The organism is Bradyrhizobium sp. S3.12.5 (assembly GCF_040548225.1).
In the GTDB taxonomy this organism is placed as follows: domain Bacteria; phylum Pseudomonadota; class Alphaproteobacteria; order Rhizobiales; family Xanthobacteraceae; genus Bradyrhizobium; species Bradyrhizobium cytisi.
The window spans coordinates 163,416-176,009 of the sequence record NZ_JBEPRF010000008.1; the positions used below are offsets into that span (position 1 = coordinate 163,416).

Here is a 12,594-nt window from a genome sequence, read left to right on the forward strand (position 1 = left end):
ACATATTGGCGCTCACATCCCAGTGAAATGCCCTATTCTCTCTCGGAGATGCACACCTCTCCGACCTTCTCGCCGTCGATCTCGCAAGTCTTATGCCTGATTTGCGGGGAAATCGCACTGGCACACGAGTTGCTAAGAGATTTCGACGCGGCCCGCTTTCGTATGCGAATGGCCGCCGCCATTATACAAGGACATGCCGGTGCAGGCCGCCCGCCTCCCCAATCCCGGACCGACCATCGAAGTCCCGCAGGCTCACCCAAAACCTGAGCCGCTGCTCGAGCTGCGCGCGATCAACAAGGCCTTTGGCTCCGTCGTGGCGCTGTCCGGACTTCATGCGAGCGTCGCGCCCGGCGAGTTCGTCACCGTCGTCGGCCCCAGCGGCTGCGGCAAGAGCACGCTCTTCAACATCGTCGCCGGCCTTGAGGAGCCGGACGCCGGCGGCATCCTGCGCTTCGAGGGCAAGAGCTGCCATGCCGCCGACCTGCTCGGCCGCGTCTCCTTCATGCCGCAGCGCGACCTCTTGTTTCCCTGGCGTAACGTGGTGGACAACGCCATCCTAGCGCTCGAGGTCGAGGGCATGCCGCGCGACCAGGCGCGTGCCAAGGCGCTCAAGATGCTGCCCGAGTTCGGGCTGGCGGGATTCGAGAAGCAATATCCCAATCAATTGTCCGGCGGCATGCGCCAGCGCGTCGCCCTGATGCGCACCTTCCTGTTCGAGCGCGACCTGATGCTGCTGGACGAGCCGTTCGGCGCGCTCGACGCGCTGACGCGGGCGATGATGCAGCGCTGGCTGCTCGATGTCTGGCAGAAATACCGCCGCACCATTCTCTTCATCACCCACGACGTCGACGAGGCGATCTTCCTCGGCGACCGCGTGTTGGTCATGACCGCACGTCCCGGCTCGGTGAAGCTCGAACAGGTCGTCGATCTTCCCCGCCCGCGCAAGCCCGAGATCGTCACCTCCCCTGAATTCGTGCGCCTCAAGCGCGCGCTGCTCGATGCGATCGAGGAGGAAAGCATGAAATCGTTCCAATCCTCCATCGCGCAGGAGAAGTCGCAATGAACGCGATGTCAGCGAGAGAACAGCGGGGGATCAATCCGGCGGAGTGGGACGCCCGCGTCAAGCTCGCCGCCTGCTATCGCATGGTCGCCAAGCTCGGCATGGACGACTTGATCTATAATCACATCTCGATGCGCGTTCCCGGCCATGACGATCAGTTCCTGATCAATCCCTATGGGCTTCTGTTCGACGAGATCACAGCCTCGAGCCTGGTGAAGATCGACACCAAGGGCAACAAGCTCGACGACACGCCGCAGGCCGTCAACGTCGCCGCCTTCGTCATCCATGCCGCGATCCACACCTCGAACCATGATGCGGCCTGCGTGCTGCACACCCATTCCGACGCGAGCGTTGCAGTCTCCGGACAGGAGAAGGGCCTGCTGCCGCTCAGCCAGTTCGCGATGCGCTTCCACGATCGCCAGGCTTTTCACGATTACGAGGGCGTCGCCATCGACCTCGACGAGCAAGTTCGCCTGATACGCGATCTCGGCCAGCACAAGGTCATGCTGATGCGCAATCACGGCATCCTCACCGTCGGCCGGACGCCAGGCGAAGCCTTCATGCTGCTCTATTATTTCGAGCGCGCCGCGCGGATCCAGCTCCAGATGCAGGCCGCGGCCGCAGCCGGCGCCAAGCTCGTGATGCCACCGCACGAGGTCTGCGAGAAGGCCGCCCGCCAATTCTGGGAATTGCAGGGCGACATTCTCGTGCCCGGCGAACGCGAATGGCCGGCACTGATGCGCCAGCTCGACCGCACCGATCCATCCTATCGCAATTGATTTTCATCGCCTGGAGTATGACCATGTTGAGCCGACGCCACGCCTTCTCTGTCCTCTCCGCACTCGCACTGGCGACCGGCTCACTTGTCACGGCTGCGCCCGCCGCCGAGTTGCAGAAGGCAAGCCTGCGCCTGAAATGGTTGCCGCAGGCGCAGTTCGCCGGCTTCTACGTCGCGGTGGCCAAGGGCTACTACAAAGCCGAAGGCATCGACCTCACCATCAATCCCGGCGGACCCAATCTGCTGACCGAAAATCTGGTCGCGACCGGCGCCGATACGTTCGGCTTGTCCGGCGGCACCGACAGCGTGTTCGCGGCGCGCGACAAGGGGCTGCCGATCGTCTGCATCGGCGTGTCGCACCAGATCACGCCGTTCATCTTCGTCACCCGCAAGGACGGTCCCGTGAAGACGCTCCAGGACTTCAAGGGCAAGACCGTCACCACATGGTTCACCGGCGCCAACCATGTGCTGAACGGCATGCTGGCCAAGGAAGGCATCAAGCCGGATGAGCTGAAGATCCAGCCGCAGCAGGTTTCGGTGACGCCCTTCGTCGACGGCAACGTCGACGTGATCACGGCGACCTACTACAATGAGTTCTACACCATCCAGTCGCGCATGCCGAAGGACAGCCTGAAGACCTTCGTCGCCGAGGATTACGGCATCACCTTCCCGCGCGACACGCTGATCGTGGCCGAGGCGACCGCCAAGGAGAAGCCGGAGCTGGTCAAGGCGTTTCTGCGGGCGTCGCTGAAGGGCTGGAAGGACGCGTTCTCAGATCCCAAGGGCGCCGTCGACACCGTGATGGCCGCAGCCCCGACGCTCGACCGCGCACAGCAGGAGTTCATGCTGACCGAGGTGAAGCGCCTGATGACAGCCGGCGCAGCCTCGAAGAACGGCATGTTCTGGATCGACGCCGCCGCGGTGAAGACCGCACACGACTTCTTCCTGAAATACGGCGTGATCTCCAAGCCGCTCGATCTTGCCGCCGCCTATGACGCCAGCTTCATCCAGAGCATCCCTGCGGCGGACCGGCTACCGTGAGCCGCCCTGCGGCGACATCGTTCAGTGACGGCCGCGCTGCCGTGCGATCGATCACGATGCCGGATTCGTTGCGCAAGCTGATCCGACTCCTGCTTGGCCTCGCTATCGCGGCGGTGATCTGGGAAGGCGCGGTGCTGCTGTTCGGCATTCGGCCCTATTATTTGCCGCGCCTCAGCGCGATCCTGATGGCGATGGCGGCGACGCCCCGCGCCTATGTCGACGGCTTCCTGCGCACCCTCGCCGAGACGCTGATCGGCTTCGCCTCCGGCGGCGCGTTCGGCGTGCTGATGGGCGTCGTATTCTTCCGCGTCCGCGCACTACGCGAGATGGTGTTTCCGATCTTCGTGGTGTCGCAGACCATTCCGGTCATCGCCTTCGGCGCGCTGGTCGTGCTGTGGTTCGGCAACACGCTGCTCGCCAAGGCGATCATCGCGTTCTACCTGACCTTCTTTCCGGTGACGGTGAACACCCTGCTCGGCCTCGAAACCGTCGACCTCAGGCAGGTCGACCTGATGCGCAGCTTCGGCGCCTCCAACGGCCAGCTCCTGCTGCGCTTGCAGCTTCCGACCGCGCTGCCGCAGATCTTCGTCGCGCTGCGGCTCGCCGCGTCACTGAGCCTCGTCGGCGCCATCGTCGGTGAATGGTTCGGCGACACCACGGGGCTCGGCGTGTTGCTGCTCCAGGCCATGTTCACCGAGAACGTCGTGGCGATCTGGGGCGCTCTGCTGGCTTCGGCGCTGCTCGGCACCGGCTTCTATGCGGTGGTCGCCGCAGTCGAGCGGCGCCTCGTGTTCTGGAACGCCGAGCAATGAGCCGCGCAATCGCCTCTCCCTCGCTCGCCGTCCAGCGCGGCATTTTGGGCGCCGTCCTCCTGATCGCATGCTGGGAAGGCACAGCGCGTGGACTGCACCTGCCGGCTTATGTTCTTCCCGCGGTCAGCGACATCCTCGTCGGACTATGGTCGAAACGTGCAACGCTCATCGACGCTGCCGGCTACACCCTGTTCGAAGCGCTGGTGGGCTACGGACTCGGCTGCCTGATCGGCATTGGCCTCGCCGTCGCCATCGCGTTGGTGCCGGCGCTTCGCGCCGCGATCCTGCCGCTCGCAACCGCGATCAATTCGGTGCCCGTGGTCGGCTATTCGCCATTGATCCTGCTCTGGTTCGGGATCGGCGTCAGCTCGAAGATCGTCATGGTGGCAATGGCGGTGAGCTTCACCATCCTGCTGTCGATGCTGTCCGGGCTCGACCGTGTCGACCGCCGCGCCGTCGACCTCATGAAGAGTTTTGGCGCAAGCCGTTTTGGCGTGCTGTGGCGCCTGTGCTTGCCGACCGCGCTACCGCTGCTGCTCGCCGGCATGCGCGTCTCGACGGTACGCAGCGTGATCGTGGCGATCGTCACCGAGATGCTCGGCGCCCAGGGGGGGCTCGGCTGGGTGATCTACCAGGCCGTGCTCCAGATCGATTTCGTCCAGGTCTGGTCGGCGATCTTCGTCGCCTCCGCCGCGAGCCTCGCCTTCTTCGGCCTGATCGGCTTCCTCGAGCGAAAAATCCTGTTCTGGACATGACGCCATGAAACGACAAATGCATCTCGGCCTGTTCATCCTGGGCACCGGCAGCCATGTCGCGGGATGGCGCTATCCCGGCGCGGTCGACAGCTTTCAGGATTTTGCGGCGATCCAGGAGATCGGCCGCACCGCCGAGCGCGGCAAGTTCGACCTGATCTTCATGGGCGACAATCTCTATGCCGATGCCGTTGCCCATCCCTCCTACACGCTGCGGCTCGAACCGCTGACCATGCTGGCCGCGCTTTCAACCTCGACCAGCCATATCGGTCTCGGCGCCACCGTCTCCACCACCTACAGCGATCCGTTCTCGGTCGCGCGCGTCTTTGCCTCGCTCGACCATATTTCCAAGGGACGCGCGGCTTGGAATGCGGTGACGACGGCCAACCCGGCCACGGCTGCAAATTTCGGTACCGCTCACCCCGACCACGCCCGCCGCTACGAGATGGCAGGCGAATTCCTCGACGTGGTCAAAGGCCTGTGGGACGGCTGGGCGGATGATGCCATCGTCGCCGACCGCGCCAGCGGCGTCTACATCGATCCGGCGAAGCTGCGCGCGATCGACCATGACGGCGCGTTCTTCAAGGTGAAGGGCCCGCTCAACATCGGCCGCAGCCCGCAAGGCCGCCCCGTCGTGCTGCAAGCCGGCGGCTCTGAGGCCGGGCAAACGCTCGCCGCGCGCACCGCCGACATCGTATTCTCCGTGGTGCAGGACATCGACGAAGCCAAAGCCGGCTACACTTCGCTGAAGACGCGGCTGCCGGCGTTCGGCCGCAAGGCCGAGGATGTCACGGTGCTGCCCGGCGTGATGCCCGTCGTCGGCCGCACCGACAAGGAGGCGTTCGAGAAGCTCAACGTGCTCCAGACCTTTGTCAGCGGCAGCAACGCGCTTGCCATCCTGTCCGACCGCTTCGGGCGCGACATGTCTGCTTACGACCTCGACGGGCCGATCCCCGACATCACGCCGTCCGACAGCTACCACAGCTTCGCCAGCGTCATGCTGGCCAAGGGCCGCCGTGAGAACATGACGCTGCGCGACCTTTACAACCTCACAGCTGCCGCCCGCGGCCATTGGGTGCTGTGCGGCTCGGCCGAGCGCATCGCCGACACGCTCCAGCTCTGGTTCGAAGAGCATGCCGCCGACGGCTTTAACGTCATGCCGCCCTATTTCCACGAAGGTTTCGAGGATTTCGTCCAGCTCGTCGTGCCGATCTTGCAGGAGCGCGGGCTGTTCCGCACGGACTATGAGGGAACCACGCTGCGCGATCACCTCGGCCTATCGCGGCCGGCCAATCCGTTCTTCCAGGCCTAGTCTAGCCCGCACTGGCGATCCGCAAGGTGCGCTCAAGCGCCTGCCGACCTCGCGGGCGAAACCCATCTCGTGAGCGACGCACAGCATGGTCATGCCCTCTTCCGGGGGCCTCTTCGCTCGCAAGAGTCCCCAAAAGCGAAAGCATCTCTTCGCCATTCCTCATCGAACACTGCGGCCCGCGCACTCCCCGTGCCGACATCGATGCCGAGGAAATGCTTTTCCGGCATGCTCCGTGATTTCCTTACCGTGTTTGACGATGACGCGTCTTACAAGTCGTTGCTCTGGGGCAGGATGACGAGATCGCGGATGGTGACGTTCCTCGGCCGCGTCAGCATGAACAGCACGGCCTCGGCCACTTCCGCCGGCTGCATCAAGCCTCCGGCGGCCAATTCGTCATCGAGCTTGTCCTTGGGCCAGTCCTTGATCAGGGCCGTGACCACGGGACCTGGAGCCACGGCGCCGACGCGCAGCCCATGCTTGGCGACCTGCCGCCTGACCGTATGCACGAACGCCTGAACGGCATGCTTGGAAGCGGTGTAGATCGGCTCCCAGACCACCGGCACCAGACCCGCAATCGAGCTCGTCACGATAATGTCGCCCGTCCCGCGCGCAACCATGTGTGGCAGGACGGCGTGTACCGAGCGGAAGGCAGCGTTGACGTTGAGGTTCAGTACGCGGTCCCAGATATCGGGATCGCCGTCGAGGATATCGCCGCCGACGTAGGTTCCTGCATTCGCATGGAAGATGTCGAGTTGGCCCGCGAGGTCCAGTATCCGCGGCATCATACGGCTGACGCTTTCAGGCATGGTGAGGTCGATCGTCAACGGGATCGCCTCCTGACCGAGGATTGCGCAAGCCGACTTCAAGGCATCCTCGTCACGGTCGACCAGCACGACGCGCGCGCCCTCGCGCAGCAAAATCCTGGAGCATTCCAGACCGATCCCCGAGGCCGCTCCCGTGATGGCGGCCACTTTTCCGGACAGCGTGAGAGTCATGGCATTCCTGTTGCTTGGGGTGATTTCAGGCCCGGCCATGGGACATGCGCGAGCGGCGGGCCAGCGAATCGACGATGACGGCAACGGCCAGCACGGCACCAGTGATCATGTACCGGAGCGAAGATGATAGATCGAGCAGCGTCAGACCACTTGCAATCGATTGAATTACGATGATGCCAAGCAACGCGGAATAAGCGCTGCCGCGACCGCCGAACAGGCTGGTTCCACCGATCACGGCGGCAGCGATGGCGTTGAGATTGACATCGCCGGTGCCGGCCTGCTGGCTCGCGGACGCGAGGCGCGCCGCCGAAAGGATGCCGCCAGCGGCCGCGAAGGTCGCGCATAGCACGAAGGCCGTCATGTGGGTCCGACGCACGTTGATTCCGGCGCGGCGCGCCGCCTCCCGGTTGCCGCCGACGGCATTCATCGAGCGTCCCCACTTCGTTCGGGTCAACGCATAATTCATCGCGACGACCAGGGCTACGAACAAACCGAACATCCAGGGCACGCCGCGATCCTGGTTGAGATAATAAACGACGAGCTCGAGCACGATCGTGATCACGATGCCGCGAAGCAACAGGCTGCCCAGCGATCTCGCCGACAGACCAGCCCGCTTGCGGCGGGCAGCCGTTCGAAAGGCTGTTGCGAAGATCACCGCGCCGGTCACCGCAGCCAGCGTGTAGGCGACCGCAGGCGACATCACCAGCGTCTGGCCAAAATTCACAAGCGACGAGCCATACGGCAGATTGATCGAGCCCGTCGAGCCCAGAAGATAAAGCTGCAAGCCCAGAACCGCGAGCAGGCCGGCCAGTGTCGAGACGAAGCTTGGCATCCCGAAGCGGTTAAACAACACCGCGTAGAGTGCGCCAATGGCTCCGCCGACGACGAGGCCCGCGAAAATCGCGAGCCATGCGGGCCATTCCATGTTGACCCAGAGCACGCCGACCACGGCCGAAGCGAAACCGCTGACCGAGCCGACCGACAGATCGATTTCACCGACCATCAGGACGCAGACAATCCCAAGCGCGATCACCCCCACCGTCGAACAGTCGAACAGCAGGTTGACGAGATTGTTGCTCGACAGGAACACGGGATTGAGGCTCTGGAACGCCGTGCAGATGATCACGAGCCCGATCACGACCGGAAGCGCACCGAGATCGCCGGAGCGGACCCGGTCCAGGAAGGCGCGCGTGGCGCCGGCAAGACCCGCATCATGGCGAATCCGCTCGTCCGCGCGATCGAGCGGCGCCGACGTTGCGCGACGTTCCTTGTCGCCGTTCACGGCCGCGGCTCCCCTGAATGTTCACGTGAGCCCTGTCGCCGCTCCGCGCGGCGGGACACGGCATTGTTCGAGGCCCCCGTGATGGCGCTCACGAGCTCCTGGTTGGAAGCGTCGGGATGGAAGATGCCGTTGTTGCGTCCGAGCCGCAGCACCACGATCCGGTCCGCGACCGCGCGGACGTCTTCCATATTGTGGCTGATCATCACCACGGCGAGACCACGATCGCGGACGCGCTCGATCAAATCCAGCACCTCGGCGGTCTGCGCCACGCCAAGCGCAGCCGTTGGTTCGTCGAGCAGGATCAGCTTCGGCTCGAGCAGCAGCGAACGGGCGATCGCAACCGTCTGGCGCTGGCCGCCGGAAAGCGATGCCACCGGCTCGCGAACACTAGGGATGCGCGCCGACAGTTCGTTGAGCAGAGTCCAGGCCCGAATCTCCATCGCCACCTCGTCGAGACGCCATGGATCAAGCTCCCGTCCGAGGAAAATGTTAGCGACGACGTCGAGATTCTCGCACAGCGCCAAGTCCTGGAATACGGTCGCGATTCCGAGCCGCAGCGACGCGGCCGGATCGTCGAGGACTACGATTTCACCGCAGAAGGTGATCGTGCCCGAATCCGGCAGATGAACGCCGGCGAGGATCTTCACCAGGGTCGACTTGCCGGCGCCATTGTCGCCGACTAGCGCGACGACCTCGCCGGCGTGCACATCCAGATCGATATTGGTCAAGGCGGAGACGGCGCCGAAGCTCTTCGAAATGCCGCGCAGGCTGAGCACTAAGCCGTTCCGCGAATTGGATTGGGATACCGGGTCGGTCATGCGGGCGTTCCGTGATCGTCCCGGCTATGCGGCGAACCGAACCGCATCGCCGGGCCAAATGATACCTTGCCGAAATTCTACTTCGTAATGCCGAGTTTCTTGCAGCCTTCGGTATAGCGGCCCGCGCAGAGCACTTCGGAAGTCTGGATCGGCTTGCCGTTGATCCGCTTGTCTACGATCTCTGCCTTGAGGTTGTCGGCCGTAACCAGCGTCGGCGTGAACAGCTGCGATGGCGTGTTGAACAGCGTCGTCTCAGATTTTGGCTTCTCCCCCGCCAGCAATTGGACGGCCACATTGGCCGCTGCGGCGGCGACGATCTCGCTTGGCTTGTTGATGGTGTTGTATTGGTCGCCGGCGATAATGAGTTGAAGGCCGGCGATCGTGGCGTCGTTGCCCGTGACCGGCGGCACCGGATTGACGCCGGCGGCCTTGAGCGCCGCAATCGCGGCGCCGCCGGTACCGTCGTTGGCAGCAACAACGCCCACGATCTTCTTTCCGAAACGGGTGATCTGGCCGCTCGCCCACTGCTGTGCCTTCGGCGGCGCCCAATCCGGCGTGTCGTACTCTGCGAGCGTCTTGTACCCGCTGCCGGCCAGACCGTCGTGGATGCCGTCCCTGATCAGCCCGGCCGCGGCATCGGTCGGTGAGCCGTTGATCTCCAGCACGCCGACATCGTCGGCCGGCACGTTGGTCGCCTTGAGATGGTCGACCAGCGATTTGGCGATCGCCTTGCCGATCGCCTTGTTGTCGAAGGACACGTAGAAGTCCGCTGGCGTGGAGGGGATCGGCCGGTCATAGGCAATGACCTTCACGCCCTGGCCCTGCGCCTGCTTCACCAGCGACGCTGCGGCGGTGGAATCGACGGGATCGATGACAATCACCTTGGCGCCTTGCGAAATAACAGAATTGAACTGCTGCTGCTGGCGCGACGCATTGGCGTCGGCATTCTGATAGAGCACCTTGCAGGTCGGGCACAGCTTGCTCATTTCAGCCACGAAACCGGGGTGATCGTGTTCTTCGTAACGGGTCGATGCCTGGTCCGGCATCAGAAAGGCGACGGTCGCTCCTGACACCTTGGCATTCTGACCGAAAGCGGAGCCTCCAGTCAGGACGCCCAAGGCTAGCGCCGCCACCCCAACCGCGTTCAATGATGATCGTGTCATATGGTCTTCTCCCTAGTGTAAGAGCAACCTTTCCGGTTGCCTTTTGAATGCGTAGGGTTGGCGCCGGCGATCCCGGACGATCCCGCTTCTTTTTGTCTATCGCTGAACACAACAGTCTTCGTTGGCGCAACCGGTGGAAGCCGGTCGGCCGTGATTTGTCGACGTTGCGTTCCCTCCCGCGCTTGCAGCTACGCGATTATGCCGTGGTGCTTTCTCATGCAGCTTTGGGCGCGTTGATGTTGTCGAACAGCAACCGCCGAAACTGTGATGGCGTCATTCCCTTTTCGGCGAGGAACTGTCGGTTGAAATTCGACATGTTGTTGTAGCCGACTTCATAGCAGATGCTTGCGATCGAAGCCTGCTCGTCGCTCATCAGAATTTGGCAGGCAAGATTGATGCGCAGCCGTTTGACATATTGCGTCAGCGACATGCCGGTGTGCTGGCGGAACGCACGCGAGAAGGCGCTTGTGGTCTGGCCTGCGATCTCGGCGAGATCCATCTCGCTGAACGGCTTGGTCAGATGCTTGCGGAGATAAGCGAGCGCCTTATTGATGCCCGCGGACATATAGCCGGACGGATCGGGCAGATAGCTAGCGCTGGCCAGCACGCGCGATCCCCGTGCCCGGCTCAACACGCCGGCGATCAGCATGAACAGCTCGATGCGGCGCATGCCATTGGCTTGCATCGTCTCTTCGAGCAGCGGCAACAGCCGCTGGCTGGTTTCGCTGCTGAACAGCACACCTCGCCGCGACGATTCCAGCACCGGCTGCAGCGCCGCGAGTTCCGGCAGGGCCTTGATGGCGCCGTCGATGAACTCCTCGCTGAACTGGATAATGCGGCAACGCAGCGGAATGCTGGTCCCCGGCGGAATGTCGCTGACCCAATTGTGCGGCAGATTGGGCCCGGTCAGCACGAGGTTGCCGGGCGCGAAATCGCCGATGAAATCGCCGACGAAATAGCGGCCGGTGGTCGCCGCCACCATGTGCAGCTCATATTCCGGGTGAAAATGCCATCGTACGGTGCGGAAAGGATAACCGTGCGACCAGGCGGCGAACGACTCCCCCGGCCTTATCTGGACCAGTTCAAGATCCGGCTCCATGTCCTTCCTCCCGGTCGCGGGCAAGATATCCGCAACGACCTCGTTCCCAGCTGGCCGATTTTCTTGATACCGGCTCTTGCTTGACCGCCACGGTAGGTCACGAAATAGACGCGTACCACCACATTTGGCGGCCAATCGTGATACTTTTTTGACTTGACTGACACCCCCGGATGCAAAAAGCGAGTTCACGTCTTGGCCGGCCAACACGACTGGTTTCAAGTAGAACCTGGCAACATTTTTGTGCGTACCGTCGCGGAACCCGGCGCGAAATGCGTGGGCCTGCCTGCACCACAAACGGTCATTCCGTAACCGCTAATGCGGGCGGCGGAATCCGATCCGGAGCAGCCATCGTCAGCCGATCCGGAAATTCGCCGCGACAAAACCATGGGGCCGGAGTTGCCTCCCGCCCCATCCGTCGCATTGGACAGACTTACTTGCCGATACAGGTGGCGACGGTCGCGGGCGTGCAGACATCGAGACCGGTGTAAGTCGGATCCGCAGGCGCGGGCTTGCCCGATTTCATCGCTTCCAGCGCCAACATCGTCTTGTAACCCATTTCGAACGGCCGCTGGCCGACCTGGCCGAGCGACAGGCCCTCCTTCATCTGATCGATCTGCACCGGCAGTGTGTCTGCCACCACAAGGGCAAGTGCTTTCGAGGCGATCTTATCCTTGTACGGTGCCACCGCGGCGCGGTTTGCGTCGGGAATGAACTGCGGGAAACCACCGGTCGGGATGAACGCATCGAGTTTCGGGTTCTTCGCCATAGTGTCGGTGAACTGCTGCACAGATACCGGGAAGTCGTCATTGGTATAAAGCGGACAACCCTGAATCTCGGTCCACCCGTTCTGGCCGCTCAAGCGGTCGCCAGGAGAAGCGGCCGATTTCTTGCCCGACAATGTGTCGCGAATTCCCTGCATCCGTTCATTGTGGTTGGCGGCAGCGGCGCCGCCCGACTGGATGCAGACGGTGCCGCCGTTCGGCTTGATCTGCATCGCGAGTTTGGCGAGGTTCACACCGATCTCGTAATTGTGGGTGCCGATATAAGCGACGCGCAGGCTCTTGCTGTCAGGCAGCAGATCGGAGTCCCAGGTAAGAACGGGAATACCGGCCTGCTTGGCAGCTTGTAAGGCCACGGCGACGGCTGCGGCATTGGATGGCGATACGGCAATGCCATTCACCTTCTTGGCAATCAAATCCTGCAGGATTTGCACTTGCTCCTCGCCGCCGCCGTGCTCACCAGGGCCGATATACATGCATTCAAAGGCACCTTTTGATTCTGCTTCGGCCTTCTTGCAGCCGTCGCGGGCCTGATCGAAGAACGGGTTGTTCATGTTCTTTGGCACCAAAGCGAAGACATCCTTCGCCTGGGCGCCGGACATCGCTATCGACATCGCGCCGAAAGCGAAAGCCGTGCTTAAAAGAAATCTTTTCATCTCGTTTCCTCCTCATTGACCTTCACTGATTGCCCGCAGTGAATTCG

The 12,594-nt window shown here is 62.9% G+C and carries 12 protein-coding genes; 6 read left to right on the forward strand and 6 right to left on the reverse strand.

What is annotated here, in order from left to right; translation table 11 throughout:
* Positions 1 to 199 precede the first annotated feature (199 nt).
* From ABIC09_RS13805 to ABIC09_RS13830, 6 genes are read left to right on the forward strand one after another with little or no spacing between them, the layout of a single operon-like run.
* Positions 200 to 1,063, forward strand: coding sequence for an ABC transporter ATP-binding protein (locus tag ABIC09_RS13805; protein ID WP_502917667.1), 864 nt, complete (start codon positions 200 to 202; stop codon positions 1,061 to 1,063).
* The gene (locus ABIC09_RS13810) at positions 1,060 to 1,839 is read left to right on the forward strand and encodes a class II aldolase/adducin family protein (RefSeq protein WP_354109593.1); all 780 of its coding nucleotides are present in this window, start codon (positions 1,060 to 1,062) and stop codon (positions 1,837 to 1,839) included. Before ABIC09_RS13805 ends, ABIC09_RS13810 begins: the two co-directional genes overlap by 4 nt.
* A 23-nt stretch (positions 1,840 to 1,862) precedes the next feature.
* Entirely contained in the window at positions 1,863 to 2,879 is a 1,017-nt protein-coding gene (locus tag ABIC09_RS13815) for an ABC transporter substrate-binding protein (protein ID WP_354109594.1), read from the forward strand.
* Complete coding sequence (locus tag ABIC09_RS13820) at positions 2,876 to 3,691, forward strand: ABC transporter permease (RefSeq protein WP_354109595.1); 816 nt, start codon at positions 2,876 to 2,878, stop codon at positions 3,689 to 3,691. Before ABIC09_RS13815 ends, ABIC09_RS13820 begins: the two co-directional genes overlap by 4 nt.
* Complete coding sequence (locus ABIC09_RS13825) at positions 3,688 to 4,446, forward strand: ABC transporter permease (protein WP_354109596.1); 759 nt, start codon at positions 3,688 to 3,690, stop codon at positions 4,444 to 4,446. The genes ABIC09_RS13820 and ABIC09_RS13825 overlap by 4 nt, the downstream gene beginning before the upstream one ends.
* A gap of 4 nt (positions 4,447 to 4,450) precedes the next feature.
* Positions 4,451 to 5,755, forward strand: a complete 1,305-nt coding sequence (locus tag ABIC09_RS13830; protein ID WP_354109597.1) for an LLM class flavin-dependent oxidoreductase — start codon at positions 4,451 to 4,453, stop codon at positions 5,753 to 5,755.
* A 266-nt stretch (positions 5,756 to 6,021) separates the two neighbouring features.
* On the opposite strand, the gene ABIC09_RS13835 is transcribed toward ABIC09_RS13830, so the two are convergent.
* From ABIC09_RS13835 to ABIC09_RS13860, 6 genes are all read right to left on the reverse strand, one after another.
* The gene (locus ABIC09_RS13835) at positions 6,022 to 6,750 is read right to left on the reverse strand and encodes an SDR family oxidoreductase (RefSeq protein WP_148749156.1); all 729 of its coding nucleotides are present in this window, start codon (positions 6,748 to 6,750) and stop codon (positions 6,022 to 6,024) included.
* Positions 6,751 to 6,775: 25 nt separating this feature from the next.
* A complete protein-coding gene (locus tag ABIC09_RS13840; protein WP_354109598.1) occupies positions 6,776 to 8,032 on the reverse strand; it encodes a sugar ABC transporter permease in 1,257 nt (418 codons plus the stop codon).
* On the reverse strand, positions 8,029 to 8,850 hold the full coding sequence (locus ABIC09_RS13845; protein ID WP_354085733.1) for an ATP-binding cassette domain-containing protein: 822 nt from the start codon (positions 8,848 to 8,850) through the stop codon (positions 8,029 to 8,031). The genes ABIC09_RS13840 and ABIC09_RS13845 overlap by 4 nt, the downstream gene beginning before the upstream one ends.
* Before the next feature lie 77 nt (positions 8,851 to 8,927).
* Positions 8,928 to 10,013, reverse strand: coding sequence for an ABC transporter substrate-binding protein (locus ABIC09_RS13850; RefSeq protein WP_354085734.1), 1,086 nt, complete (start codon positions 10,011 to 10,013; stop codon positions 8,928 to 8,930).
* A 214-nt stretch (positions 10,014 to 10,227) separates the two neighbouring features.
* Complete coding sequence (locus ABIC09_RS13855; RefSeq protein WP_148749221.1) at positions 10,228 to 11,112, reverse strand: AraC family transcriptional regulator; 885 nt, start codon at positions 11,110 to 11,112, stop codon at positions 10,228 to 10,230.
* 430 nt (positions 11,113 to 11,542) lie between these two features.
* The gene (locus ABIC09_RS13860; RefSeq protein ID WP_354109599.1) at positions 11,543 to 12,547 is read right to left on the reverse strand and encodes a substrate-binding domain-containing protein; all 1,005 of its coding nucleotides are present in this window, start codon (positions 12,545 to 12,547) and stop codon (positions 11,543 to 11,545) included.
* Positions 12,548 to 12,594: the final 47 nt, after the last annotated feature.

Coding starts and splice junctions, on each gene's coding strand:
- ABIC09_RS13815 (WP_354109594.1), top strand. CDS start 1,863: ATGTTGAGCCGACGCCACGCCTTCTCTGTCCTCTCCGCACTCGCACTG.
- ABIC09_RS13860 (WP_354109599.1), bottom strand. CDS start 12,547: ATGAAAAGATTTCTTTTAAGCACGGCTTTCGCTTTCGGCGCGATGTCG.
- ABIC09_RS13855 (WP_148749221.1), bottom strand. CDS start 11,112: ATGGAGCCGGATCTTGAACTGGTCCAGATAAGGCCGGGGGAGTCGTTC.
- ABIC09_RS13810 (WP_354109593.1), top strand. CDS start 1,060: ATGAACGCGATGTCAGCGAGAGAACAGCGGGGGATCAATCCGGCGGAG.
- ABIC09_RS13835 (WP_148749156.1), bottom strand. CDS start 6,750: ATGACTCTCACGCTGTCCGGAAAAGTGGCCGCCATCACGGGAGCGGCC.
- ABIC09_RS13830 (WP_354109597.1), top strand. CDS start 4,451: ATGAAACGACAAATGCATCTCGGCCTGTTCATCCTGGGCACCGGCAGC.
- ABIC09_RS13825 (WP_354109596.1), top strand. CDS start 3,688: ATGAGCCGCGCAATCGCCTCTCCCTCGCTCGCCGTCCAGCGCGGCATT.
- ABIC09_RS13850 (WP_354085734.1), bottom strand. CDS start 10,013: ATGACACGATCATCATTGAACGCGGTTGGGGTGGCGGCGCTAGCCTTG.
- ABIC09_RS13845 (WP_354085733.1), bottom strand. CDS start 8,850: ATGACCGACCCGGTATCCCAATCCAATTCGCGGAACGGCTTAGTGCTC.